At 72.5% G+C, this 25,609-nt stretch carries 23 protein-coding genes; 10 read left to right on the forward strand and 13 right to left on the reverse strand.

The features are described from left to right. Window positions 1–35: 35 nt before the first annotated feature. On the reverse strand, window positions 36–1,061 hold the full coding sequence (locus ACQEVJ_RS45070; RefSeq protein WP_433111983.1) for an ABC transporter substrate-binding protein: 1,026 nt from the start codon (window positions 1,059–1,061) through the stop codon (window positions 36–38). Window positions 1,062–1,182: 121 nt separating this feature from the next. On the opposite strand from ACQEVJ_RS45070, the gene ACQEVJ_RS45075 reads away from it, so the two are divergent. The 6 genes from ACQEVJ_RS45075 to ACQEVJ_RS45100 are packed head-to-tail and all read left to right on the forward strand — an operon-like array spanning window position 1,183 to window position 7,707. Next, complete coding sequence (locus tag ACQEVJ_RS45075) at window positions 1,183–2,223, forward strand: FecCD family ABC transporter permease (protein ID WP_433111986.1); 1,041 nt, start codon at window positions 1,183–1,185, stop codon at window positions 2,221–2,223. Then, the gene (locus ACQEVJ_RS45080) at window positions 2,220–3,260 is read left to right on the forward strand and encodes a FecCD family ABC transporter permease (RefSeq protein ID WP_433111989.1); all 1,041 of its coding nucleotides are present in this window, start codon (window positions 2,220–2,222) and stop codon (window positions 3,258–3,260) included. The genes ACQEVJ_RS45075 and ACQEVJ_RS45080 overlap by 4 nt, the downstream gene beginning before the upstream one ends. A 50-nt stretch (window positions 3,261–3,310) precedes the next feature. Then, a complete protein-coding gene (locus ACQEVJ_RS45085) occupies window positions 3,311–4,126 on the forward strand; it encodes an ABC transporter ATP-binding protein (protein WP_433113303.1) in 816 nt (271 codons plus the stop codon). 54 nt (window positions 4,127–4,180) lie between these two features. After that, window positions 4,181–6,412 carry a penicillin acylase family protein gene (locus tag ACQEVJ_RS45090; RefSeq protein ID WP_433111992.1) on the forward strand — a complete coding sequence of 744 codons (2,232 nt, stop codon included), beginning with the start codon at window positions 4,181–4,183 and terminating at the stop codon, window positions 6,410–6,412. After that, entirely contained in the window at window positions 6,402–6,983 is a 582-nt protein-coding gene (locus tag ACQEVJ_RS45095; protein ID WP_433111995.1) for a GNAT family N-acetyltransferase, read from the forward strand. The genes ACQEVJ_RS45090 and ACQEVJ_RS45095 overlap by 11 nt, the downstream gene beginning before the upstream one ends. A gap of 16 nt (window positions 6,984–6,999) precedes the next feature. Continuing rightward, entirely contained in the window at window positions 7,000–7,707 is a 708-nt protein-coding gene (locus ACQEVJ_RS45100; RefSeq protein WP_433111998.1) for a hypothetical protein, read from the forward strand. Between the two features lie 69 nt (window positions 7,708–7,776). Here ACQEVJ_RS45100 and ACQEVJ_RS45105 read toward each other — a convergent pair whose 3' ends face one another. The 10 genes from ACQEVJ_RS45105 to ACQEVJ_RS45150 all read right to left on the reverse strand — a co-directional run bounded on the left by ACQEVJ_RS45105 (window position 7,777) and on the right by ACQEVJ_RS45150 (window position 18,879). Continuing rightward, window positions 7,777–8,694 carry an RNA polymerase sigma-70 factor gene (locus tag ACQEVJ_RS45105; RefSeq protein ID WP_433112000.1) on the reverse strand — a complete coding sequence of 306 codons (918 nt, stop codon included), beginning with the start codon at window positions 8,692–8,694 and terminating at the stop codon, window positions 7,777–7,779. Continuing rightward, on the reverse strand, window positions 8,691–9,896 hold the full coding sequence (locus ACQEVJ_RS45110) for an NAD(P)/FAD-dependent oxidoreductase (RefSeq protein ID WP_433112003.1): 1,206 nt from the start codon (window positions 9,894–9,896) through the stop codon (window positions 8,691–8,693). Before ACQEVJ_RS45110 ends, ACQEVJ_RS45105 begins: the two co-directional genes overlap by 4 nt. 118 nt (window positions 9,897–10,014) lie before the next feature. Beyond that, complete coding sequence (locus ACQEVJ_RS45115; protein WP_433112006.1) at window positions 10,015–10,536, reverse strand: AAA family ATPase; 522 nt, start codon at window positions 10,534–10,536, stop codon at window positions 10,015–10,017. 20 nt (window positions 10,537–10,556) lie between these two features. Next, on the reverse strand, window positions 10,557–10,775 hold the full coding sequence (locus ACQEVJ_RS45120) for a hypothetical protein (RefSeq protein ID WP_433112009.1): 219 nt from the start codon (window positions 10,773–10,775) through the stop codon (window positions 10,557–10,559). 80 nt (window positions 10,776–10,855) lie between these two features. Further along, on the reverse strand, window positions 10,856–11,524 hold the full coding sequence (locus tag ACQEVJ_RS45125; RefSeq protein WP_433112012.1) for a response regulator: 669 nt from the start codon (window positions 11,522–11,524) through the stop codon (window positions 10,856–10,858). After that, window positions 11,521–14,103, reverse strand: coding sequence for a DUF4118 domain-containing protein (locus ACQEVJ_RS45130; protein ID WP_433112015.1), 2,583 nt, complete (start codon window positions 14,101–14,103; stop codon window positions 11,521–11,523). Before ACQEVJ_RS45130 ends, ACQEVJ_RS45125 begins: the two co-directional genes overlap by 4 nt. A gap of 6 nt (window positions 14,104–14,109) precedes the next feature. After that, complete coding sequence (locus ACQEVJ_RS45135) at window positions 14,110–14,976, reverse strand: potassium-transporting ATPase subunit C (RefSeq protein ID WP_433113306.1); 867 nt, start codon at window positions 14,974–14,976, stop codon at window positions 14,110–14,112. A gap of 14 nt (window positions 14,977–14,990) precedes the next feature. Further along, window positions 14,991–17,126: a potassium-transporting ATPase subunit KdpB gene (kdpB, locus tag ACQEVJ_RS45140; protein WP_433112018.1), complete on the reverse strand. Its 2,136-nt coding sequence runs from the start codon at window positions 17,124–17,126 to the stop codon at window positions 14,991–14,993. Window positions 17,127–17,128: 2 nt separating this feature from the next. After that, window positions 17,129–18,790: a potassium-transporting ATPase subunit KdpA gene (kdpA, locus tag ACQEVJ_RS45145; protein WP_433112021.1), complete on the reverse strand. Its 1,662-nt coding sequence runs from the start codon at window positions 18,788–18,790 to the stop codon at window positions 17,129–17,131. Beyond that, entirely contained in the window at window positions 18,790–18,879 is a 90-nt protein-coding gene (locus tag ACQEVJ_RS45150) for a potassium-transporting ATPase subunit F (RefSeq protein WP_433112024.1), read from the reverse strand. Before ACQEVJ_RS45150 ends, kdpA begins: the two co-directional genes overlap by 1 nt. A 323-nt stretch (window positions 18,880–19,202) precedes the next feature. Here ACQEVJ_RS45150 and ACQEVJ_RS45155 point away from each other — a divergent pair, with 323 nt between their 5' ends. The 4 genes from ACQEVJ_RS45155 to cydB all read left to right on the forward strand — a co-directional run bounded on the left by ACQEVJ_RS45155 (window position 19,203) and on the right by cydB (window position 22,696). Then, entirely contained in the window at window positions 19,203–19,613 is a 411-nt protein-coding gene (locus ACQEVJ_RS45155; RefSeq protein ID WP_433112027.1) for a DUF3147 family protein, read from the forward strand. After that, window positions 19,610–20,086, forward strand: coding sequence for a DUF3147 family protein (locus ACQEVJ_RS45160; RefSeq protein WP_433112030.1), 477 nt, complete (start codon window positions 19,610–19,612; stop codon window positions 20,084–20,086). The genes ACQEVJ_RS45155 and ACQEVJ_RS45160 overlap by 4 nt, the downstream gene beginning before the upstream one ends. A gap of 314 nt (window positions 20,087–20,400) precedes the next feature. Next, window positions 20,401–21,675 carry a cytochrome ubiquinol oxidase subunit I gene (locus tag ACQEVJ_RS45165; RefSeq protein ID WP_433112033.1) on the forward strand — a complete coding sequence of 425 codons (1,275 nt, stop codon included), beginning with the start codon at window positions 20,401–20,403 and terminating at the stop codon, window positions 21,673–21,675. Window positions 21,676–21,688: 13 nt separating this feature from the next. Further along, complete coding sequence (gene cydB, locus ACQEVJ_RS45170; protein WP_433112036.1) at window positions 21,689–22,696, forward strand: cytochrome d ubiquinol oxidase subunit II; 1,008 nt, start codon at window positions 21,689–21,691, stop codon at window positions 22,694–22,696. A 12-nt stretch (window positions 22,697–22,708) separates the two neighbouring features. On the opposite strand, the gene ACQEVJ_RS45175 is transcribed toward cydB, so the two are convergent. Together ACQEVJ_RS45175 and ACQEVJ_RS45180 are read right to left on the reverse strand one after the other, a co-directional pair. After that, window positions 22,709–23,755: a glucose 1-dehydrogenase gene (locus ACQEVJ_RS45175; RefSeq protein ID WP_433112039.1), complete on the reverse strand. Its 1,047-nt coding sequence runs from the start codon at window positions 23,753–23,755 to the stop codon at window positions 22,709–22,711. Beyond that, complete coding sequence (locus ACQEVJ_RS45180; RefSeq protein ID WP_433112042.1) at window positions 23,755–25,572, reverse strand: glycoside hydrolase family 15 protein; 1,818 nt, start codon at window positions 25,570–25,572, stop codon at window positions 23,755–23,757. Before ACQEVJ_RS45180 ends, ACQEVJ_RS45175 begins: the two co-directional genes overlap by 1 nt. Between the last annotated feature and the right edge of the window lie 37 nt (window positions 25,573–25,609).

The following is a 25,609-nucleotide window of genomic DNA, read 5'->3' on the forward strand; positions in this document are numbered from 1 at the left end:
TCGACAGGCGTCCCCGGCGATTTCTCCGAAGACGGTCAGCTGACCTTCTTGGCTTCGCGGATCGCCGTCGCCAGGTTTTCCAGGATCGGAGCGGCTCCGGCGTACGAGAAGCGCGGCACGGGGTCCCAGGCGACGACCTGATCGGCCTTGACGGCGGGCAGCTTGCCCCAGGACGGCTTGGACGTCAGGTCCTTGGGCTGCAGCGCGGTGCTGCGGTTGTCGAGCAGGATCAGGTCGGCGTCGTACTTGTCGGCGTTCTCCCAGCTCAGGTTCTCGTAGTAGCCGCCCTCGCCGGGCTTTTCCGGCTTGACGACGTCGACTCCCAGCTGGGCGAAGTACATGAGGTCGGTGTTGACCTCCGGGTTGGACACGTACAGCACGTCGGGACTGCCGGAGGCGGCCAGCACCTTGATCCCGGGGTTCTCCGCGACCGCCTTGCGCACGCTCTCGGCGGCGGCCTCGAACCGGGCCTTGGCCTCGGCGACCTTCGGGGCCTTGAGGTCCGCGCCGAGCGACTCGGCGAGGGCGGCGTAGCGCTCGATCGGCTCGGTCATCGGGACGCGAGCCGTGCTGACGGCCACGACGGGAGCGAGCTTGACGATCTTGTCCTTGCTCTCGTCCGGGACGTACCACAGGGCGCCGGGGTCGTACATGTGCGTGACGAGAAGCTCGGGACGCAGCGCGGCGTACTTCTCGATGTTGAACTCGCCCCAGACGTTGCCGAGGATCGTGACCTTGTTCACGTCCAGGTCGCCGGCCTGCGGGTCGGGCGAGCCGTCGTCGCGCTTCGTCTCGCCGAAGACGCCGACGACTTTCTCCTGCAGGCCGTAGTCGGCGAGCACCGCCGCCGTCCCGGTGAACGCCACGACCCGCGACGGGACGGCCCCGGCCGTGATCGTCTCCTTCCTGTCGTCGGTGAAGGACCACGACTTCGCGCTCTGACCTGCGGTGGAGGGCGCCGGATCGCTCGACCCACAGGCGGCCAGCGCCAGGGTGAGTACGGCGGCTCCGCCCGCCGCGAAGAGGCCGCGACGGGACATGGGGGAGTTCAGGTTTCGCACGGTTCGTCTTTCTCTCACGGGCCGGAGGCCTTGGGGTTGATCGCTAGTTAGGTTACCCTTACCTAAGTTCTTGTCCAGAGGGGCGGTGGAAATCGTCCCCCTCCCCCCACCGGAGCAGTCCGTGGTCGTCACAGAGTCCTCGCAGATCAGCGCGCCCGCGCGGGTGCCGCGAAAACGCGCGGAAAACGGCCGGCGCGCCGCGGCGCTGCTGGGCTCGGCGATCGCGCTGGCCGCCGTCCTCGTGCTCAGCCTCGGGCTCGGCGCCCGGCAGCTCTCCCCGGCCGAGGTCTGGCACGGGCTCGTCGACGCCGACTCGGCCGCCTACACGGTCGTCCACCAGATGCGGCTGCCGCGCACCCTCCTCGGGCTGCTCGCCGGAGTCGCGCTGGGAGTCGCCGGCGGCGTCATGCAGGCGCTGACCCGCAACCCGCTGGCCGACCCCGGCCTGCTGGGGATCAACGCGGGCGCCTCGGCGGCGGTGGCGACGGCCGCCGGACTGCTGGGCGTGGCGACGTTCCAGGGCTACGTCTGGTTCGCCCTGGCCGGGGCGGCGGCCGTGTCCGTGCTGGTGTACGCGGTGGGCGGCGGCCGGGCGGCCACCCCGGCGCGGCTGGCGCTCGCGGGAGCCGCCATCAACGCGGCGCTCTACTCGTACGTGAACGGGACGATGCTGCTCGACGCGGCCTCGCTGGAGACCATGCGCTTCTGGACGGTCGGCTCGCTGGCGAGCGCGCAGGGAGAGACCGCGGCCATGATGGCGCCGTTCGTCGCGGCGGGCCTGCTGCTGGCTCTGGCCCTGGCCAGGCCCCTCAACGCGCTCGCGCTCGGCGACGACTCCGCGCGCTCGCTCGGCGCGCATCCCGCCCGGGTCCGCGCGGGCGCCATCGTGGCGGTGACGCTGCTGTGCGGGGCAGCGACGGCGGCCTGCGGGCCCATCGTCTTCGTCGGGCTCATGGTGCCGCACCTCGTCCGGGCGCTGACCGGACCCGACCAGCGCTGGATGCTCCCCTGCTGCGCGCTGCTCGCGCCCGTGCTGCTGCTCGGCGCCGACGTGTTCGGGCGGCTGGTGGCCCGGCCCGGCGAGCTGCAGGCGGGCATCGTCACGGCGGTGCTGGGCGGCCCGCTGTTCCTGTACTTCGTGCGAAGGAAGGTCAGGGCGTGAGCGCTGTACGGCCGATGCCCGCCCGAAGGATCGCCGGCGGTATTCCCCTGCGGTTCAGGGCTGTCGCCGTGGGAGCCGGCTGCCTGCTGCTCGCGCTCGTCTTCGGCGTGCTCGCGGTCGGCGGCGGCGACTACCCGATGAGCCCCTCCGACGTCGTACGCACCATCCTGGGCGGCGGCAGCCCGGCCGAGGACTTCATCGTGCACGAGCTCCGGCTGCCCCGCGTGGTCACCGCGCTGCTCGTGGGCGCCGCCCTCGCGCTGGCCGGCGCGGTCTTCCAGTCGCTCGTACGCAACCCGCTGGGCAGCCCCGACCTGCTCGGGTTCACCCAGGGCTCGGCGGCCGGGGCGCTCCTCGTGGTCGTCACCGGAGGCAGCAGCGCGGCGCTCGCGGGCGGGGCGGTGCTCGGCGGCGTCCTCACCGGAGTGGTCATCTACGGGCTCGCCTGGCGCGGCGGCCTGCACGGCCACCGCCTCGTGCTGGTGGGCATCGGTGCCACCGCGATCCTCACCGGCGTCAACGGCTACCTGCTGACCCGGGGACGGCTGATGGAGGCGGCACGGGCCATGCTGTGGCTCACCGGCAGCCTGGACGGGCGCGGCTGGGAGGACGTCCTCCCGCTGCTCGCCGCGATGGCGGTGCTGGCGCCGGTGGTGCTGCTCGGCTGCGCGCGCCCGCTGGCGATCACGGAGATGGGCGACGACCTGGCGCGCGGCCTCGGCGTACGGGTGCAGGGCATGCGGCTGGTCCTGCTGGCGGCGGCCGTGCTGCTGACCTCCCTGGCGGCGGCGGCCGCCGGGCCGGTGTCGTTCGTCGCGCTCACCGCCCCGCACCTGGCCAGGCGGATGACCCGGTCGCCCGGTCCGAACCTGCTCGCCGCGACGTGCACGGGCGCGGCGCTGCTGACGGGCGCCGACCTGGCCGCGCAGCGGCTGTTCGCGGGCCACCAGCTGCCCGTCGGGGTGGTGACGGGGGTGCTCGGCGGCGGCTACCTCGTCTGGCTGCTCGCCGCTCAGCGGAAGGCGGGACGGATATGACCGAGACGATCGCGTACGAGACCAGCGGGCATGGGAACGGAGTGGCGGGCATGCACGACGACGGGCCGCGCCTGAGCGGCAGCGCGCTGACCCTCTCTTACGACAAGAGGGTCGTCGCCGAGGGCCTCGACGTCGCCATCCCCGACCGGTCCTTCACCGTGATCATCGGGCCCAACGCCTGCGGCAAGTCCACGCTGCTGCGGGCGCTGGCGCGCACGCTCCGGCCGGCCGCCGGGACCGTGCTGCTCGACGGGCGGGACATCACCTCCCTGCCCGCCAGGAAGGTCGCCAGGACCCTCGGCCTGCTGCCCCAGACGTCCGTCGCGCCGGACGGCATCACGGTCGCCGAACTGGTCGGCCGCGGGCGCTATCCCCACCAGCGGCTACTGCGCCAGTGGTCGGCGGACGACGAGCGGGTGGTGCGCGAGTCGATGGAGGCCACCGGGGTCGCCGACCTGGCCGGGCGCCTGGTCGACGAGCTGTCAGGAGGGCAGCGCCAGCGCGTGTGGATCGCGATGGCGCTGGCGCAGGAGACGCCGCTGCTGCTCCTGGACGAGCCGACGACCTACCTGGACATCGCCCACCAGATGGAGGTCCTCGACCTGTGCGCCCGGCTGCACGAGGAGCGCGGACGCACGCTCGTGGCGGTGCTCCACGACCTCAACCACGCCGCCCGCTACGCCACCCATCTGATCGCGATGCGCGACGGCCGGGTCGTGGCCGCCGGGGCGCCCGGAGAAGTCATGACCGCCGACCTGGTGGAGGAGGTCTTCCGGCTGCCCTGCCGAGTGATCGACGACCCGGAGACCGGCACCCCGCTCGTCGTTCCCGCCGCCCGCCGCCGTACGGAATCGGCTACACGGTGATGAGGATTCCGCCGGGGACGGCGTCGTGAGCATCCAGCTGTCGGAGACGGCGTCGTGAGCGGGGTGTATCGGGACGCGTGGGGCATCCCCCACCTGCGCGCGGGCGATCCGTACAAACTGGCCTTCGCCCAGGGACGTGTCACCGCCCTTGATCGCGCCTGGCAGATCGAGGTCGAGCGGCGCCGGGCCACCGGCACGTCGGCGGCGATCCTCGGGCCGGACGCCGTCCCGTGGGACCGCTTCGCCCGGCAGGCCCGGCTCGCGGACACCGCCGAGCGCTGCCTGCACGCCCTGGACGGCGACACGGCGCGCTGGGTGAGCGCCTACGTGGACGGCGTCAACGCCGGGCTGCCCGAGGGGGCGCGCCGCGCACCGGAGTTCGCCACGGCACGGCACGAGGCGGCGCGGCAGGAGGCGGCAGGGCTCGCGCCGGGCCGGTGGGAGCCCTGGACGCCGATGGCGATCTGGCTGTCCCACCACATCCTCTTCGCGCACTTCCCGGCCAAGCTGTGGCGCGAGGCGGTGGCCGAACGGCTGGGACCCGAGGCGGTCGCGCTGTTCGCGGCCGACGGGCCGGGCACCGGCGGGAGCAACGGCTGGCTGGTCCCCGGAGACCACACCGCCACCGGCGCGGCCCTGATCGCGGGCGATCCCCACCGGTTCATCGAGGACCCCGGCTTCTATCAGCAGATCCGCCTGGCCTGTCCCGAGTTCGACGTGGTGGGACTGGCCGTGCCGGGCGTCCCGGGCACTGCCCACTTCGGGCACGCCGGCTCGGTCGCCTGGGCGATCACCAACGCCATGGCCGACTACCAGGACCTCTACCGCGAGCGGCTCCGGCGCGAGGACGGCCGCGTCGAGGCGCTGGGACCCGACGGCTGGCGTCCCTGCACCGCCCACGTCGAGGTCGTCGAGGTGGCGGGCGAGGCCCCGGTCGAGGTCGAGGTCGTCGAGACCGAGCGCGGCCCGGTCGTGATGGCGGACGCGCCCGTCCGGGGGGAGACCGGCCGAGACCACGACCAGGCAGCCGACCGCCGCCCCGGGCGGGAGACCGGCCACGGACGCGTGTGGGAGGCGGTGAGCCTGCGATACCCGCCTCGGGTGCGCCGTGACCTGGGGTTCGCGGCCCTGCCGGCGCTGCTGCGGGCGAAGACCGTGGCCGACGTGGACCGGGCGCTCGACCGCTGGGCCGAGCCCGTCAACGTCGTGCTCGCCGCGGACACCGACGGCGGGCTGCTGCACCGGGTCGCCGGGGTGGTGCCCGTCCGCCACCCGGACAACGCGCTGCGGGCCGTGCCCGCCTGGGAGCCCGGCCACGAGTGGGGCGGCCGGCACGCACCGATGCCCCGCCGCGCGGTCCACGGCATCACGGTCATGGCCAACGAGCAGGGGCTCGCCGCGCCGCTCGGCGTCGAGTTCGCCCCGCCGTACCGCGCCGACCGGATCAGGCGCCTGCTCGACGGCTCGCCGCGCTGGTCGGCCGGGGACATGGCGGCCGTCCACACCGACACCCTGCTGCCCAGCGCGGGCCCTCTCCTGGACCTGCTGGCCGAGCTGGACGGGCTCGGCCCCGAGGCCGTACGCCTGCGGGACCGGCTGCTCGCCTGGGACCGGCGCATGGACGCCGCCAGCACCGACGCGGCGGCGTACGCGGCCGTCCGGGCCGAGGTGGTGCGGCGTCTGGCGGCCCATCCCGTCCTGGCCCCCCTGGCCGGACTGGACGCGGAGGCTCCCGAGGTCTTCCGGCCGTGGCTCGCGCTGACTCCCCGTGTCGCGTACGCGCTGGAGAGCCTGCTGACCACCGACCTGCTGCCCGGGCTGGACCGGGCAGCCCTCGCGGAGCGGGCCCGGGCGGCGCTGGAGGACGTGGCGGCGGGTGGCGAGAAGGCCGGCGTCCGTTGGGGCGACCTGCACCGGCTCGCCCCCTGGCGGGCGCTGCCGTCCCCTGCGATCTCGCCCCCTGTGGACAGCGCAGGATCTGTGGACAGTGCGGGCTCTGTGGACAGCGCGGCGCCTGTGGATACGGGCCTGCCGGGCGACCACGACTGTGTGCTGTCCACGTCGAGCGTGCCGGGCGTCACCCATCACAGCGCCCGGGGCCCGGCGGCGCGCTACGTGTGGGACCTCGCCCGGCGCGACGGGAGCCTGTGGATAGTCCCGTTCGGCGCGAGCGGCGTCCCCGGCGACCCCCATTGGCGTGACCAGCACCCGCTGTGGCTGCACGGCGAACTCGTGCCGGTGACCACGGACTGGAACGAACTGATTGAGGAGCGACATGACCCCTGACGCACGCACCACGGCCTCCGCACGGCGCGAGGCCGTGTGGGAGCAGGTGGTCGAGGGATTCGGCGTCTTCCGCATCGTGCCGGTGGACCCGCCTGCCGACGCCGGCCTGATCCATTCCTGGGTCGCCGAGGAGCGGGCCCGGTTCTGGGGCATGCTCGAGGCGAGCCGGATGCGGGTTCTGGAGATCTACGACTACCTGGACGGTCTCACCACCCACCACGCCTACCTCGTCCACCGCGACGACCGGCCGGTGGCGCTCTTCCAGACGTACGAGCCCGAGGCCGACCCGGTCGGGGAGTGCTACGACGTCCGGCCGGGCGACTTCGGCGTCCACCTGCTCCTCGCGCCGGCGACGGGGGAGGGCGAGCGCGGCTTCACCGCCGCCCTGCTGTCCGTGCTCCTCGCGTACGCGTTCTCCGACCCGCGCCACACCCGGATCGTGGCCGAGCCGGACACCCGCAACGACAAGATGATCGGCCGGATGCTGCGGACCGGCTTCACCCCCGGGCCCGAGATCGACCTGCCGGACAAGCGGGCCCGGCTGCTCTTCCTCACCAGAGACCACCGCTGACACCAAGGAGTGCGGAGTGCTGCTCGACGCCCTTTCCGACCATCTGGAAGGCCTCGCGGCGGAGCGGGGCGGCGTGCTGGGGGTCCTGCCCAGGCTTGTCGCCGACGACTCCCCCGGCTGGATCCCCGCCGCCGACCTCGTGCGGGAGCCGTACGAGGGTCTGCTCGCGCTGGTGGACGAGACGGCCGGACGCTGGAGCGCGCCGCGTCACGTGGCGGCGGCGCTGCTGTGGAAGACCTTCGGCTACTGGCACACGATGCCGATGGCCCTGGGCTGGGGTCTCGGCCGCCGGGTGCCGCTGATGCGCCTGGAGGACACGCTGGTCAGGCCGTCCGCGGCCGGTGTGACGGTGGCGGCGTCCCGGGTGACCGTGGCCGTGCTTCCCGGTGACCCGCTGGCCGGGACCGAGGGCACCGTCGTCGTCCCCGACCTCGCGGCGGCCATCAGGGAGGCGCTCCTGGAGAGCCAGTATCCGTTCGTCAGGGCGCTCAGCACCGTGACCAAGGTGGGCGAGCGCACCCTCTGGGGCTCCACCGCGGAGGCGTTCGCCCACCCGCTGCTCACGCTCGGGTCGTACGCCGAGGCGGCCCGGCTGCTGGACGAGATCGGACGGCCGGTGGCCGGACTGCTCGCGCCCGACGGCGACGGATACCGCCGCCGCACGTGCTGCCTGTGGGTCACGCTGCCGGACGCCGACCCCTGCTCCACCTGCTGCGTGTGCTGATTTCGTGCCACGAAAGCACGGGCGCGGCGGCCGATCGCCGCCGCGCTCGAACCCCGTGCGGACCAGTGCTCACCGCGTCCCGAGGCTGTGGGTGGCGCCATCGGCGATCGCCTGGAGTTTGTCCGGGTTGGCCACGTTGTGAATGGTGGTGATCCGGCCGTCGGCGTCGAAATCGAAGGTGACGGTGGCGATCACGCGTCCCTGGCCGCTGAAGACGATGCCCGGCCCGCCGTTGATCTCGGCGAGTTCGGTCTTCATGTCGGCGGGCTCGATGCCCTGGTAGCTGACGGTGCCGATGGCCGCGAACCAGGCGGCCACCGTCGCCGCGCCCATGACCGGGCGCAGGGCCTGACGGACCTTGCCGCCGCCGTCGGTCCACAGGGTGACGTCCGGGGACAGCAGCTCCATCAGGGCGTTCACGTCACCGCCGGTCGCGGCGGCGAAGAACCGCTCGGTCGCCTCACGCTGCCGTGACCGGTCGGTCGCGAAGCGCGGCCGCCGGGCCCGCACATGCTCGCGAGCGCGGTGCGCGGCCTGCCGCACCGCGGCTTCGGAACGCTCGACCGCCTCCGCGATCTCGGCGTGGCTGAAGTCGAAGACCTCCTTCAGCACGAACACCGCGCGCTCCAGCGGGCTCAGCGTCTCCAGCACCACGAGCATCGCCATCGACACCGACTCGGCGTCCGTAACGGCCTCGGCGGTATCCGCGCTGGTGAGGATGGGCTCCGGAAGCCACGGCCCCACATAGGTCTCACGCTTGTGCCGGGTGGAGCGCAGCCGCTCCAGCGCCACATTCGACACGATCCGCGTCAGGTACGCCTTCGGGTCGGCCACCTGCGAGCGGTCGGCCGCAGACCAATTGATCCAGGCGTCCTGAACCGCGTCCTCGGCATCGGCCGCGGTGCCGAGGATGCGGTAGGCCACCGAGAACAGCAGGTTCCGATGCCGGACGAACACCTGCTGGCCGAGGTCGGAGGGCTGGGTCACCGCGCCTCCCTGACCCGGGTGAAGCGGCCGCCACGGGGCCAGAACGCGCCCGATGCGGGCATCTTCTTCATGCGGCCCCACGTGGGCCAGGGTGAAGCAGTCACCGTCTCCTTGTAGCGCACTGCGATGCGGCCGGTGAGGTACAGCCCCCGGGGGCTGTCGTCGGGGTGGGTGAACTGCACGACCGCGTCGTGCCGGCCCAGGCTGACCGGCGTGTGGTAGTAGCCGAAGCGGAACGGCTTGGGCCGCTTGCCCTTCAGCTCCCGGACGATCGACACAGCGGCGTGCACACCGGTCGGCATGCCGCCCTGGCAGGTGCCGTGCATGACGCCGTAGCCCTGGCGGATCGCCGCCGCGTCACCCACGGCGTACACCTCGGGGTGGGACACCGACCGCAGCGCGGCGTCGGTCACGATGCGGCCGTGTTCGTCGACGGTCAGCCCGGCGGCGGCGGCCAGCGGCGACACCCGCGTACCGCTCGTCCACAGGACCGCGTCGGCCGCCACGCTCTCCCCGCCGGCCAGCTCGACCATGTCGGGCAGCACCTTCACCACCTCGGCCCCGCTGCGTACGCTCACGCCCAGGCGCTCGAGCGCGGACCGCAGATAGGCCTTGGCCTTCGGGTTCATGGCCGCACCGGGTTCGGTCCGGCCCACCAGCACGACGTTCAGCTCCGGGTGCCGTTCGGCGATCTCCGCGGCCGACTCGACGCCGGTCAGCCCGCTGCCGACGACCACCACCGTGCCGCTGCCGAGCCGCGACAGCCGGTCGGCCAGCACCTCGGCGTCCTGCGTGCTGTTCAGGGTGTACGCGTGGTCCTCGACGCCAGGCACCGCCGCCGTGTCGGCCACGCCGCCCAACCCGTAGACCAGCGTGTCGTAGGGCAGGACGCGTTCGTCGTCGATCCGCACGGTCTTCGCGTCCGCGTCCACCGCCGTCACCCACCCGCGCTCGAAGCGCGCACCCGTGCCCTCCAGCAGTTCGGGGAGGCTCAGCTCGGCGAGCCGCTGCCCGGTCGCCGTCATGTGCAGCCGCAGCCGCTCGGTGAACCGCTCCTGCGCGTTCACCAGAGTCACCTGCACCTTCTCACCCCGCTTGACCCGAGACGCGAGCTGGATCGCCGCGGACAGGCCCGCGTACCCCGCTCCCAGGATCACCACCCGGTGTGTGGTCGCCGCGCCGGCTTCGTGCTGTGCGCTCATCGTTCCGCCTCCTCGATTGCCACTGACGACCAGCAGATGGAAGCGGGCCGCCCGTACGTGACATGCGGCCGACGTGATGCGCGCCACATGCGCCTTGGTCAGAGGAGCGGGAAGCGGGTCAGGCCGGATCGGGCGCGACGGCGGCGGCGATGTGCGTCGCCACCTCGATCGGCGGGATGCGCGTCGTCTCGACGACATGTGCCTCTCGGCTGAGCCAGTGAAGAGCGTCCTGGTAGGCCGTCAGGTGGTTCAGCCTCCATGGCGAGTTCGCGGGCGTGTCCCCCTCGATCCTGCGGACGAGCGTGGCCCGGTCGGCGTGGAGCACGAAATGGTGCAGCGGGATGCCCGCCGTCTCCAGGCCCGCGCGGATCTCCTGCCAGTACTCCTCGACCAGGACGGTCTGGGCCAGGACGAGGACGCCGCCGACCTGGCCGGCCAGTCGTGTGACGGTCTCCACGACGAGCGTTCGCCAGAGCGTCCAGTCCTGGAAGTCCCCGACCTTCGGCAGGCCCGTGGCATGCCGGAGCATGACGCCCACCTGCTCGGGGTCGAAGAAGTGAGCCCCCGGGATCAATCGCACGAGTTCCGCCGCCGTGGTGGTCTTCCCCACGCCGAACGTCCCGTTCAGCCAGATGATCACGTGTAGAGCCTGGGCCGGGTCTACTGCGGCTGGGGTGTGGCGGGTTCGTTGCGGCCTCGCCGTACGGCGGCGGCCCGGGCGGCGAGGAGCACGGACAGGGCCTCGCAGTCGTCCGGGGTGAGCGGCGCGAAGGGGAGCAGGTAGAGCCTGCCCCCGGGGCCGTCGACGAGCTCGACCGGCAGGGAACGCGTGGGCACCTCTGTCGGCGCGGTGATGGTCGGCGCGGTGGTGGTGGTCATGATGACTGTGATTCTTCCGCACCCGACCGACAGTTCCGCGCCCGCGACGCCACCCCGATGCGCCGCCGCGCGCATGCGTGTCAGGGGGCGAAACGGTAGCCCATGCCGGGCTCGGTGATCAGGTGGACGGGGTGGGCGGGCTCCTTCTCCAGCTTGCGCCGGAGCTGGGCCATGTACTGCCGCAGGTAGTGCGTCTCCTTGACGTACTGCGCGCCCCACACCTCGCTCAGCAGCTGCCGCTGGCTGATCAGCTTGCCGGGATTGCGCACGAGGAGTTCGAGGATGTGCCACTCGGTCGGGGTCAGCCGTACGTCGCCGGAGACGGTCTTGTCGGCCAGGTCGACCACGTGCTCCCCGATCCGTACGCTGGCGGGCTCGCTCTCCCGGGGGCCCGTGCGCCGGGTCACCGCACGCACGCGGGCCAGCAGTTCGTCCACCCCGAAGGGCTTGGTGACGTAGTCGTCCGCCCCGGCGTCCAGCGCGTCGATCTTGTCCTGGTTGCCGGTGCGCCCCGACAGCACGATGATCGGCGCGCTGCTCCAGCCGCGTACGCCGTGGATGACCTCGACTCCGTCCATGTCGGGCAGCCCGAGGTCCAGCACGATCAGGTCGGGACGCCGGTCCGCGGCCTCGCGCAACGCGGAGCCGCCGTCCACCGCGACGGCGACCTCGTATCCGCGCGCGGCCAGATTGATCCGCAGCGCGCGCAGGATCTGCGGCTCGTCGTCGACGACGAGGATCAGGCTCACGACAGCGCACCGCCGAGATCCATCGGGCTTTCGAGCACGCCGTGGGTGTGCACGGCGACGGGCAGGGTCAGGATCATGGTGAGCCCTCCCCCGGGCGTCTCGTCGGGCGTCAACTCTCCTCCCATCGCCTCGGTCAGTCCGCGCGCCAGGGCCAGGCCCAGCCCGACCCCGGTGTGGTTGTCCCTGTCCCCCAGGCGCTGGAAGGGCAGGAAGATCCGGTCGTAGGCGTCGCGCGGCACACCAGGTCCACGGTCGATTATCCGGATCTCGGCCCGTTCGCCGTACCTGCTGGCGGTGACGAGCACACTCTCGCCGACGGGGGTGTAGCGGACGGCGTTGGCGACGACGTTGGCGAGCACCCGCTCCAGCAGCGCCGGATCGGCGACGACCTCGGGCAGGTCGTGCGGGATGTCGATCTTCACCTCGGCGGCGAGCGGCCCGAGGTCGTCGACCGCCCTGGGCACGACCTCCTCGACGGCGACCGGCTGGGCGGCCACGCCCAGCACCCCGGCCTGCAGGCGGCTCATGTCGAGCAGGTTCGCCACCAGGCGGTCGAGCTTGGCCAGCGACTCGTCCGCGGTCTCTAGCAGCTCCGCGAGGTCCTCCTCGGACCACTCGACGTCGGTGGCGCGCAGGCTCTCCACGGCGGCCTTCGCGGCGGCCAGCGGGGTGCGCAGGTCGTGGCTGACCGCCGCGAGCAGCGCGGTGCGCATCCTGTCGGCCTCCGCGAGCGGCCTGGCCTGCTCGGCCTGCTCCTCCAGCCGTTCCTGCCGCAGAGCGACGGCCACCTGCGCGGCGAACGCCTCGATCACGCGGCGCTCGGACGCGTCGAGCAGCCGTCCGCGCGCGGCGAGCACGAGGTCGCCGTCGATGTCCACGTCGGTGGCGGCGGCGTCCGGGCAGGTGCACGGCTCTCCCCCCGAGGTGGCGACGATCCGCCAGGAGGCGGGGTCGGACCGGTCGTCCGGTCCCTGCCCCGCCTCGGGCCGACGTTCCAGCAGGGTGACCGAGACCAGGCCGAACGTCTCCCGCGTACGCGCGAGCAGGGAGAGCACGGCGGCCTCGCCGCGCAGCACGTGACCGGCCAGCGCGGACAGGATCTCCGCGTCCGCTCCGGCGCGGGCCGCCTCCCGCGTACGGCGGGCCGCCACGTCCACGATCATGCTGACCGCCGCCGCGACGAACACGAAGACGACCAGGGCGAAGAGGTTCTCCGGGTTGGCGATCGTCAGGGTGTGCAGGGGCGGGGTGAAGAAGAAGTTGAGCAGCAGGGACCCGGCGACGGCCGCCGTGATCGCCGGCCTCATGCCGCCGATCAACGCCACGCCCACCACGGTGCTCAGGAACAGCAGGATGAAGCTCGGCAGCGCCAGCGTGCCCCGGAAGGGGAGCAGGACGGCGGTGAGCAGCGGCAGGCCGGTGAGTGCGACGGCCCACCCCGCCAGCCTGCGCCGCCGGGTGAGCGCCGCCCGCGACCACTGCGGGCGCTCCCGCCCCTTCTTGACCTGCTCATGCGTGATCATATGGACGTCGATCGAGCCGGACCTGGCGGTCGTCTCGACGCCCACCCCCCTGCTGAAGATCTGGGCGAACCGGCCGCGCCGGGAGGCGCCGAGCACGAGCTGGGTGGCGTTGACGCCGCGGGCGAACTCCAGCAGCGCCCGCGGCACGTCGTCGCCCACCACCTGGTGGTAGGTGCCGCCCATGCTCTCCACGAGGGCGCGCTGGCGCGCCAGCAGCGCCGGGTCGCCGCCGGCCAGGCCGTCCGCGCGGGTGACGTGCACGGCGAGCAGGTCGGCACCCTTGGTGCGGGCGGCGACGCGGGCCGCCCGCCGCACGAGGGTGTCACCCTCAGGTCCCCCGGTCAGCGCGACGACGACCCGCTCGCGCGCCTCCCACGTGTCGGCGATGCCGTGCTCGGCGCGGTAGCGGTCGAGCTGCTCGTCCACCTCGTCGGCGAGCCACAGCAGGGCCAGCTCGCGCAGCGCGGTGAGGTTGCCGACGCGGAAGTAGTTGGCCAGGGCGGCGTCCACCTTCTCCGGCATGTACACGTTGCCGTGCGCGAGCCGCCGCCGCAGCGCCTCCGGGGTCATGTCGACCAGCTCGACCTGGTCGGCCCGCCGTACGACCTCGTCGGGCACGGTCTCGCGCTGCGGGATGCCGGTGATGTGCTGGACGACGTCGTTGACCGACTCGAGGTGCTGGATGTTCACCGTGGAGATGACGTCGATCCCGGCGTCGAGGAGCTCGTCGATGTCCTGCCAGCGTTTGGCGTTGCGCGAGCCCGGCACGTTGGTGTGCGCCAGCTCGTCGACCAGGGCGACCCGCGGGCGCCGGGCGATGACCGCGTCGACGTCCAGCTCGGTGAAGTCCGCTCCCCGGTACGTCAGGGTCCTGCGGGGGACGATCTCCAGCCCATCCAGCAGTTGCGCGGTGCGTACGCGGCCGTGGGTCTCCACCAGGCCGACCACGACGTCCGTGCCGCGTTCCCTGCGGCGGTGCCCCTCGCAGAGCATGGCGTACGTCTTGCCGACCCCCGGTGCCGCGCCGAGGTAGATCCGCAGCCGCCCGCGTGGCATGGCCCGTCACCTCTCCCTGTCGAGGGCCAGATTGAGCTCCAGCACGTTCACGCCGCGCTCCCCCATGAAGCCGAGGGCGCGGCCTGTCGTGTGCTCTCTTATCAGTGTCCGCACTCTGCCCACATCGAGCCCCCGTTCCCTGGCCACCCGGGGGGCCTGCAGCTCGGCGTACGCGACGGAGATGTGCGGGTCGAGTCCGCTGCCGCTCGCCGTCACCGCGTCGGCGGGCACTTTCACGTCCGTCACGTTTCCGCGCACCGGCACCGTATGCCCTGATGAATAGTCCTCGCCAGGCCTGCCGCACTCGACCTTCACGCCCTGATAGGCGGCGACGAACGGCGCGGCCGGGCACGCCTGGTTGACGCTGACCACTCTGGTGGGCCTGCCGACGGCGGGGAAGACCTTGAGCACCGCGCCGACCCCGTCCGCCGTGCAGTAGGGCCTGGCCCCGCTGACGCCCTCCAGTTCGCCGACCGCCTTGGAGCGCGCGCACACCTGGGTGAGCAGGGAGACCCTGCCCTTCCTCGCGGCCTGGTCGGCCCCCCGGGGGTCGGGCAGCCGGTCGACGACGTCCTGCGGGCCGAGGTTGCTCGCGCCCGAGGCCAACGGGTCGTAGCCGCCCGCGGAGGGGCGGCTCTGGAAGTAGCGGCGCACCGGGCGGCCGTTCCGGTCGGTGAAGAGCTGCCCGATGAGGGCGCTGCCCACGTCCCTGCCGTCCTCGCGCAGGATCGAGCCGCTGGCCCGGTGGGGGAGCAGGACCTGGGCGATGCCGGTCACCAGCAGGGGATACAGCCCGCCCAGGATCACCGTGAGCACGGCGACGGCCCGGACCGCCGCGAGGTGCCGGCGGAGTGTGCTCGGCAGGCGTTCCATCACGTTCCCAACCATCAGGACATCCCCGGAAGGAATTGGACGAACAGGTCGATGAGCTTGATGCCGACGAAGGGCGCGACGATGCCGCCGAGGCCGTAGATGTAGAGGTTGCGGGACAGCAGCGTGGACGCGCTGGAGGGCCGGTAACGCACGCCGCGCAGGGCGAGCGGGATGAGTGCGACGATGACCAGGGCGTTGAAGATCACCGCGGACAGGATGGCCGACTGCGGGCTGTGCAGCCGCATGACGTTCAGCGCGTCCAGACCCGGATAGACCGCCGCGAACATGGCGGGGATGATCGCAAAGTACTTCGCGATGTCGTTGGCGATGGAGAACGTGGTCAGCGCCCCACGCGTGATCAGCAACTGCTTGCCGATCTCGACGATCTCGATGAGCTTGGTGGGGTTGGAGTCGAGGTCGACCATGTTCCCGGCCTCCTTGGCCGCCGAGGTGCCGGTGTTCATCGCCACCCCCACGTCGGCCTGCGCCAGCGCCGGGGCGTCGTTGGTGCCGTCCCCGGTCATCGCGACCAGCCGCCCGCCCTCCTGCTCCTTGCGGATCAGCGCGAGCTTGTCCTCGGGAGTCGCCTCGGCCAGGAAGTCGTCCACCCCGGCCTCCCTGGCGATGGCCCTGGCGGTCATCGGGTTGTCCCCGGTGATCATCACGGTGCGGATGCCCATCCGGCGCATCTCGTCGAACCGCTCCCGCATGCCCTGTTTGACCACGTCCTTGAGGTGGAGCACCCCGAGCACCCGGGCCTTGCCGCCGGACACCTCGCCGACGACGAGAGGCGTGCCGCCGGAGGCGGAGATGCCGTCCACCAGGTGCCCGACGTGCGCGGTGGGATGGCCGCCGTTGTCGCGCACCCATTTCATGACCGAGGTCGCGGCGCCCTTGCGGACCTGCCGCCCGTCCACGTTCACCCCGGACATGCGGGTCTGGGCGGTGAAGGCGATCCACTCCGCGTGGGCCAGCTCGCCCGGCTGACGTTCGCGCAGGTCGTAGGCGTGTTTGGCGTGGACGACGATCGAACGCCCCTCGGGGGTCTCGTCGGCGAGGCTCGCCAGCTGGGCCGCCTCGGCCAGGTCGAGCTCTGAGACGCCCTCGGCCGGGACGAACTGCGACGCCTGCCGGTTGCCGAGGGTGATCGTGCCGGTCTTGTCGAGCAGCAGCGTGCTGACGTCACCGGCGGCCTCGACCGCCCGCCCGCTCATCGCCAGCACGTTGCGCTGCACGAGGCGGTCCATGCCGGCGATGCCGATGGCCGACAGCAGCGCGCCGATGGTGGTCGGGATCAGGCAGACCAGCAGCGACACCAGCACCACGCCGCTCACCCCGTCGGCGCCGAGTGCGAGCGTGTCCGGTACGCCGGGGTTGTTCGCCTTGGAGTAGATCGCGAGCGGCTGCATGGTCACCGTGGCGATCAGGAAGATCACCGTCAGCGCGGCCAGCAGGATGTTCAGCGCGATCTCGTTGGGGGTCTTCTGCCGGTCCGCCCCCTCGACCAGGGCGATCATCCGGTCGATGAAGCTCTCGCCCGGCTTCTGGGTGATCCGCACCACGATCCGGTCCGACAGCACCTTGGTGCCGCCCGTGACCGCCGACCGGTCCCCGCCGGACTCGCGGATCACCGGCGCGGACTCGCCGGTGATCGCCGACTCGTCCACGCTGGCGATGCCCTCGACCACGTCGCCGTCGCCCGGGATGACCTCCCCGGCCTCCACGACGACATGGTCGCCCTGGCGCAACTCCTGGGCACCCACCGTCTCCCACCGTGCGGGGTCGCGTGGGTCCCCCAGGCGCCGCGCGATGGTGTCGCGCTTGGCCGCCCGCAGCGTGGCGGCCTGGGCCTTGCCCCGGCCCTCGGCCACCGCCTCGGCCAGGGTGGCGGACAGCACGGTCAGCCACAGCCAGACCGCGATCGCCCAGGCGAAGAACGAGGGGTTCGCCACCGCCAGGCCCGTGGTGAGGAACGCCCCGATCTCGACGACGAACATGACCGGGTTACGCCACAGCGTCGCCGGGTTCAGCTTGCGTACGGCGTCGGGCAGCGACCTCACGAGCTGCCGGGGATCGAGCAGACCGCCGCCGATCCTGCCGCCGGTTCCGCCGCCGGTTCCGCCGTTCGCGCGCCGTGATGACGTCGACATGGCTAGGAGAGTCCTTCCGCGAGCGGCGCGAGCGCGAGGGCCGGCAGGAACGTGAGGGCGACGAGCACGACCGTGACTCCGGCCACCATGCCGACGAACTGGGGGCGATGGGTGGGGAGCGTCCCGGCGGAGACCGGCACCGGCGCCTGCCGGGCCAGCGATCCGGCCAGGGCGAGGATGAAGACCATCGGCAGGAACCGGCCGAACGCCATGCAGAGGCCGAGCGCCACGCACCACCAGGGCGTGCCCGCCGAGATCCCGGCGAACGCCGAGCCGTTGTTGTTGGCCGCGCTGGTGAACGCGTAGAGGATCTCCGACAGCCCGTGCGGGCCGCCGTTCAGCATGGCCGCGAGACCGGCCCGGTTGCCCATCGCCGCGGCCGTGCCGGCGAGCACGAGGGCCGGGGTGACCAGGAAGTAGAGCGAGGCCAGCTTGATCTCGCGCGAGCCGATCTTCTTGCCCAGGTACTCCGGCGTACGGCCCACCATCAGACCGGCGACGAAGACGGTGATGATTGCCAGCACGAGGATGCCGTACAGGCCGGAGCCGGCGCCGCCCGGCGCGACCTCGCCGAGCATCATGTTGAACATCGTCATCATGCCGCCCAGCGGGGTGAAGGAGTCGTGGGCGGAGTCGGCGGCGCCGGTCGAGGTCAGCGTGGTGGCGGCGGCGAACGTCGCGGAGCCGGGCACGCCGATGCGGACCTCCTTGCCCTCCAGTGCCGCGCCGACCGCCCGGGGGACCGTGGCGCCGCCGGAGACCTCGAAGACGTTCGTCAGCAGCACGCTCGCCAGGGCGATCACCGCCATGACGGCGAGGATCGCGTGTCCCTGCCGCACCTGGCCGACCATGCGGCCGAAGGTGCGCGGCAGCGCGATCGGGATCGCCAGGAGCAGGACGATCTGCAGCCAGTTCGTCCACCCGGCCGGATTCTCGAAGGGATGGGCGGCGTTGGCGTTGTAGAAGCCACCGCCGTTGGTGCCGAGCACCGTGATGGCCTCCTGGCTCGCCACCGGGCCTCCCGTGATCGCCTGGGTGCCGCCGGTCAGCGTCGTCACCTCGTGCGGCGACGCGAGGTTCTGCACCACGCCCCCGGCGACCAGGACCAGCGCGGCGACGAAGGCGATCGGCAACAGGACCCGGAACGTGCCGCGCACGAGGTCCACCCAGAAGTTGCCGATGGTGTCGGCCTGCCTGCGGGCGAAGCCCCGCACGAGCGCGACCGCCACGGCCATGCCGGCCGCCGCCGACACGAAGTTCTGCACCGCGAGTGCGGCCATCTGCACCAGGTGACCCATGACGGTCTCACCCGGGTACGCCTGCCAGTTCGTGTTCGTCGCGAAGCTGACGGCCGTGTTCCAGGCGACGTGGGCGGGGACCGGGGGCCGCCCGAGGCCGAGGACCAGCCTGTCCTGAAGGCGCTGCATGCCGTACACGACCAGCACGGAGACCGCGGAGAAGGCCAGCAGGGCGCGTGCGTAGACCGCCCAGGGCTGCTCGGCGTCCGGCCGCACGCCGACGAGCCGGTAGACGAGGCGCTCGGCCGCGCTGTGGCGGGTGCCGGTGTAGACCCGGTACAGATAGTCGCCCAGCAGCAGGTAGACGACGGCGAGCACCGCGACGACGGACAGCACGAGCACGGCCCCTGCCGCTGCCGCGCCCATCAGAAGCGCTCCGGGAACAACAGGGCCGCGACCATGAAGACCACCAGCGCCGTGGCCACGCCGAGACCGACGGCGTTGATCACGCTCACAGGCGCTCCACCGCCCTCACAACGAGCCCGAAAACCGTGAACACCGCGATCGTCAGAGCGACGAAGATGACGTCCGCCATCCCCACTCCTCGGTTGTGATTACGTCCGCCGGCCTACGACGGTCTCAGCACAAGCAAAGTCCGAGATCGGGGGCATTTGGCCGCTCTTGACGGCTTCCATACGGGTTCCAACCGAGTATTGACGGGCTCTGTACGCGGCCCACGCCGAGGGTTTCGGGCGTTCCCGTGCCGGAAATCAACGCGGTTCAACCGGCGAGCGGCGCCCCCCGAACATCTGTGTCGGCTCCGGGGAGGGGACGCGGCGTGGGCGAGGTGACCGACCAGATCGTGGAGGTCGTCCTGAAGGCGCTGGCCGGGGGCGTCTTCGTGCTGGCCTTCGCGGCGCTGGCCGAGATGCTGACGCCGAAACGGCTCGCCGGGGTGTTCTGCGCCGCCCCTTCGGTGGCCCTGGCCAGCCTCATCGTCACCGCGGGCATCGCCGGCGTCCCCGACGTCCTCGCCTCGGCCCGGGGCATGCAGATCGGAGCGGTCGGCTTCACCCTCTACTGCCTGATCGCCGTTCCCCTGCTGCGCAGGTGGGGCGCCTGGTGGGGCGCGGTGGCCGCGCTCGCCGTCTGGGGCGTCGCCGTGGCCGCCGGGTACGCGCTGGCGCCGCAGGGCCTGCTCACCCTCCGGAACGGTCCGTTCTCCCAGCCGTCGGCGCTCGTACGGTGAGCGCCCGTCGTGACGGCAGCCCGGCTCCCGACGACCGGGCTCCCGACGACGGCCGGGCTCCTGGCGACGACCGGGCTCCTGGCGACGGCCGGAAGGTGCGGCTACGGCTCAGTGAGCTCAGGCGACCACCCGGGCGCGACTGGGCGGTCCGGTTCGCGTTCGGCGCCGGAGTGTCGGCGCTCGCCGGGGTGGTGTCCGTGCTGGCCGGCCCGCGCACGGGCGGGCTCTTCCTCGCGTTCCCGGCGATCCTGCTGGCGAGCGTCACCCTCATCGCCAAGGAGGAGGGCGTACGCCAGGCCGGGCAGGACGTGGCGGGCGCGACCTTCGGCACCCTCGGCCTGATCGGCTTCGCCGTCGTCGTGGCGCTCACGGTGACCGTCTGGCCGCTGTGGCTGTCCCTCACGATCGCCACCCTGACGTGGGCGGCCCTCTCCCTGGCCCTGTACGCCGCCGTGGCCCGGCTCCGCCGCTGAGCCCGATCGCGGGCGGCGCCCGGCCAGGACGGCGCTCGATCACCCCCCGGCATTCGCCTCGGCCGCCCGGCGAGCGGCGGCCGGGTCCGCGGGTGGCGGACTGTTCCACCTGCAGTGGGATCACCCGGCGAAGGGCGTGCCCGAATAGCCCCCGCGACGGGCGGCAGGGTGTGGTCCGCTCGCCTGCCGGGAGAAGTGGATGCGACGTCCGGGATATGATCCGTCCACTCTTGCGGACTTTGCGAGGAAAGGGCTGATTTGTCGCTCCACCACGCGCCCCGGACCTCTCCTCGCCGGGTGACGGGCGGACGCCGATGACGGACGAAACGCTGGCGCGCCTGCAGTTCGCGACGACGGCCGGTTTCCACTGGCTGTTCGTGATGCTCACCCTCGGCCTCGCCCCGCTGATCGCGGTGATGCACACCCGGCACGCCCTCAGCGGCGCACCGCTCATGGAGCGCATGACCCGGTTCTGGGGCCAGATCTACGTCGTGAACTACGTGCTGGGCATCGTCACCGGCCTGGTCATGGAGTTCCAGTTCGGGCTCGCCTGGAGCGGGCTGTCCGAGTATGCGGGCAACGTCTTCGGCGCCCCGCTCGCACTCGAGACGATCGTGGCCTTCTTCGCCGAGTCCACCTTCCTCGGCATGTGGATCTTCGGCTGGGGGAAGCTGCCGAAGGCGGTGCACGTCACGCTGATCTGGCTGGTCACCCTCACCGCCTACGCCTCGGCGTACTGGATCATGGTGGCCAACGGCTTCCTGCAGCACCCGGTGGGGCACGAGGTGCGCGGCGGCGTCGCCTACCTCACCGACTTCGGCGCCATGCTCACCAACCCCAACGCGATCAACGCGCTGGTGCACGCCGCCACCGCCGCGCTGATGACCGGCGGGGTGTTCGTGGCGGGGGTGAGCTCCTACCACTTCCTCAAGCGCACGGCGGAGCGGGAGTTCTTCCGCGCGTCGCTGCGGCTCGGCCTTTTCGTGGCCACGCCCGCGGCGTTCGTGGCGCTCTACTACGGGTTCGTGCAGATCCCGACGCTCGTGGACACCCAGCCGATGAAGGCGGCGACCCTGCGGGGCCACATCGACGACGTCGGCTCGTTGCGGGTCGAGGACGTGCAGGCGCAACTGGCGCAGCGGTTCGGCGCGGGCGACTACCGGCCGCCCGCCTGGATCGCCACCGCCTTCGACGTCATGCAGGGCGTGGGTTATCTGATCTTCCTGCTGATCGTCGTGGCCCTCGTCCTGCTCTACCGGGACTGGTACCTCCGGTTCCGCCCGGCGGCGTACCTGATGCTGGTCGCGGTTCCCCTGCCCTTCGTCGCCGCGCTCGGCGGATGGCTGCTGCGGGAGGTGGGGCGCCAGCCGTGGGCGGTGTACGGCGAGCTCACGACGGCCGCCGCGCGGTCGCCCGTCGGCTCGATGACGGCTTCCCTGGTCCTGTTCTGCGGGGTTTTCCTCGCGCTGGCGGTCGTCGACTGGGCGCTGATCGCCCGGTACGCCCGCCGTGGCCCGGCCGACACCGACCTGGGCGGATCACCCGGCGACGGGCAGGCGGAGCGGCCCACCGCGTCGCTCGCCCTGTGAAAGAGGAGCCCCCGTGACTCTCGAACTCGTGTGGCCGGCCCTGCTCGGCCTGCTGCTCGCCGGCTACTTCGTCCTGGCCGGTTCCGACTACGGCGTGCAGATGCTCGAACCCTGGCTCGGCCGTGACGACCGCGAGCGGCGGGCGCTGCTCAACGCCTTCGGCCCGTTCTTCCTCGGCAACGAGGTCTGGCTGGTGGCCGCGACCGGGGTGCTGTTCGGCGCCTTCCCCTTCCTGGAAGGGCGGCTGCTGTCCGGGATGTACTTCCTGTTCGCGGCGATCCTGGCCGGGATCGTCGTCGGCAACACGGCCGTACAGTTGCGCAGCCGCCACCGGAGCGCCTCGGCACGTCGGCTCTGGGATGGGCTGATCTTCCTGGGCGGACTGGTGCCCGCCGTGGGGTGGGGGCTCGTGGCCGGCCGTCTCCTCGCCGGAGTGCCGCTGGACGCCCGGAACGCCTTCTCGCTCGGACCGGCCGACCTGTTCCACCCCTTCGTGCTGCTGTGCGGCGCCACGACCACCGCGGTCTTCATCGCGCACGGGGCGTCCTTCCTGGCGTGGCGGACCGACGGCAAGCCGAGCGCGCGGGCGGCGAGGGCCGGCCGTCGCGCCCTGCTCGTGGCGGCCGTGGCGGCGGCGGCCGTCCTCGTCACCGGGTTCCTCTCCTCGGTGCGGCACGCCCTCGTCAACCCGTGGCCCGCCCTCGTGGCCGGCACGGTCTTGGTGGTCGCGCTCCTCGCAGGGGCGGCCCTGCTGCGCGCGGGCCATGCGGGCCGTGCCTTCGCCGCGACCTCGTGCGCGGCCGCCCTGCCCGTCGTCGCCCTCGGTGCGGGCCTGCACCCCTTCGTACTGGTCTCCTCCGGCGCTCCCGGCACCGGCCTGCGACTGGCGGAGGCGATGGCGGAGGCGGGCACCCTGCGGCTTCTGACGGGCTTCGCCGCGGTCATGGTGCCGCTGATGCTCCTTTCCCAGGTCTGGAACTGGTGGATGTTCCGCGACCGGGCGCGTACCACGTACCTGTGAGCCGGAGGACCGTCACAACTCGACGACGACCTTGACGTCCTCCGGCCCGGCGGTGAAGGCGTCGCGGAACGACTCCAGCGGCACCCTGCGGGTGATCAGCCGGTTCAGCCAGGCGAGATCGGCCTTGGCCAGGGCGTCGGCCGCGGCGGCGTAGTGGCCGAGGTTGGCGTTGACGGAGCCGATGAGCACGTCGTTCTCCAGCACGATGTCGCGGTTGAGGCTGCCCGCGTCGAGCGTGATCCGGCGCCCGGAGGAGGAGACGCCGGTGAGGCAGACGATGCCGTACGGCGCGGTGTTCGCGGCCACGGCGAAGATGACCGGTCCGGCGCCGGTCGCCTCGATGACGACGTCGGGGCGCACCTTCGCGGCGACCTCCCCGGCGTCCTCGGCGTGGTAGACCGCGCCGAGGTCCCGCACGAGGCCCGGTTTGGGGCCGTCGGTGACCCGGTCGAGCACGTGCACCTCCAGCCCGCGCTGCACGCCGAGCAACGCGGCGAGCAGGCCGATCGGCCCGGCGCCGGTGACCAGCGCGGTCTTCGGCGCGAACCAGGCCCGGGCGCCGACCTTCTCCACCTCGTCCCAGGCCTTGGCGACGACGCTGGTGGGTTCCATGAGCATTCCGACATCGGCCAGTCCGGGGTCCAGCCTGACGGCGTAGCCGGGCTCGACCACCCAGCTCTGGCTGGCGTATCCGTCCAGCTCCTTGATGCCGCGCTCGGTGTAGCGGCCGTTGCGGCACATGTCGAACTGCCCGTGCGCGCAGGCGCCGCACGGCACCGGGTCGGGCCGCCGGACCACTCCGACCACCAGGTCACCCGGGGCGAAGCCGCTGCCGGAAGGCGCCTGCCGCACCCTGCCCAGCGATTCGTGACCGATGACCAGGCGGTCGCGGCCGGGCGGGGCCCAGCCGTACTCTCCGGCGGCGATCTCCTTGTCTGTGCCGCACACGCCGACGGCGAGACCGTCGACGAGCAGGTTCCCCTCGCCCGGCTCGGGATCGGGGACCTCGGTGACGGCCAGGGAGTCCTTCTGAAGCGGGATGACGGTGAGAGCGCGCATCAGCGCTCACCTCCAACGTGCTCGTGGCTGTACGCGACGTGCTCGGCCGGCCGGGTGCCGGACAGGTGACGGGCGGCGTTCACCAGTCCGACGTGGCTGAACGCCTGCGGGGTGTTGCCGAGCTGCCGCCCGGTGACGGGGTCGTACTCCTCACTCAGCAGGCCGAGGTCGTTGCGCAGGCTCAACAGCCGCTCGAACAGCTCGTACGCCTCCCGGTGGCGGCCGATGCCGTACAACGCGTCGGCGAGCCAGTACGTGCAGGTGACGAACGCCCCCTCGGTGCCGGGAAGGCCGTCGACGTTGCCGTCGGCCTGCGGCCGGTAGCGCAGCAGGAACCCGTCGGAGCACAGCTCGCTTCGCACTGCCTCGACGGTGCCGGCCACCCGTGGGTCGTCCCACGGCAGGAACCCCACCCTGGGGATCAGCAGCAGGGCGGCGTCCAGCCCCTTGGAGCCGTAGAACTGGGTGAACGTGCCCCGCTCGGGGTCGTAGCCGCGGTCGCACACCTCGGCGTGGATCTTGTCGCGGGTGGCGCGCCATCGGTCCACGGGCCCGTCCAGGCCGAAGCGCTCGACGGCCTGCACGGCCCGGTCCAGGCCCGCCCACGCCATGACCTTGGAATGCACGAAGTGGCGGCGGTCACCGCGCACCTCCCACAGCCCGTTGTCCGGGTCGTCCCAGTGGCCCTCCAGGAAGTCCAGCAACGCCCGTTGCAGGTCCCATGCCGGCTCGTCGGCGTGGATACCGGCCGCCCTGGTCAGGTGCAGCCCGTCGAGGACCTCGCCCCACACGTCGAGCTGGAACTGCCCGGACGCCGCGTTGCCCACCCGCACCGGAGCCGAGCCCTCGTAGCCGCCCAGCCAGTCGAGCGTGTACTCCGGCAGGCGGCGGGTGCCGTCGATGCCGTACATGATCTGCAGGTCGGCCGGGTCTCCGGCCGCGGCCCGCAGCAGCCACTCCCGCCAGGCCCTGGCCTCGGCGACGAAGCCGGTGCCCAGCAGCGCCTGCAGCGTGAACGTCGCGTCGCGCAGCCAGCAGAATCGGTAGTCCCAGTTGCGCGGCCCGCCCAGCTGTTCCGGCAGCGAGGTGGTGACCGCGGCCACGATGCCGCCCGTCGGCGCGTAGGTCAGCGCCTTCAGCACGATCAGCGATCGGCGCACGGCCGCCTCCCACCGGCCCTCGTACCGGAAGCCGCGCATCCACGACGTCCAGAACGCCTCCGTGTCGGCGAGGGCCTTCTCCGCGTCCACCGGACGCGGCATGCGCTCGTGCGAGGGCCGATAGGTCAGCACGAACGGCACCCGCTGCCCGGCAACCACCTCGAACTCAGCGTAGGTGGTCATGTCCTCGCCCTGCAGCGGCACCGGTGTCTTCAGCCAGGCGGCGTCCGGTCCGGCGATCGCCGCGAGCCGTCCGTCCTGGTGCCGCACCCAGGGCACGATGTGCCCGTAGTCGAACCGAAGCCGCAGCGCCATCCGCATCGGCACCCGTCCGCTGACGCCTTCCACGACCCGCACCACGTCGGCCGCCTCGCCGCGTGGTGGCATCGCGTCGATCAGCCGTACGGATCCCTCGGGAGTGTCCCACTCCGTCTCCAGGACGAGGGAGTCGCCGCGGTAGCGGCGGCGCGTGCAGAGCCCACCGGCCGCGGGGGCGAGGCGCCAGAACCCCGCCCGCTCGTCGCCCAGCAGGGCGGCGAAACACGCGGGGGCGTCGAACCGGGGCAGGCACAACCAGTCGATCGACCCGTCGCGCCCCACTAGCGCGGCCGTGTGCAGGTCGCCGAGCAGCCCGTAGTCCTCGATCCGCAGTGCCACCGCGTCTCCCCCTCCGGCGGTCGATGCGCGAACAAGG

The sequence above is a fragment of the Microbispora sp. CA-102843 genome (assembly GCF_050936215.1).
In the GTDB taxonomy this organism is placed as follows: Bacteria; Actinomycetota; Actinomycetes; order Streptosporangiales; family Streptosporangiaceae; genus Microbispora.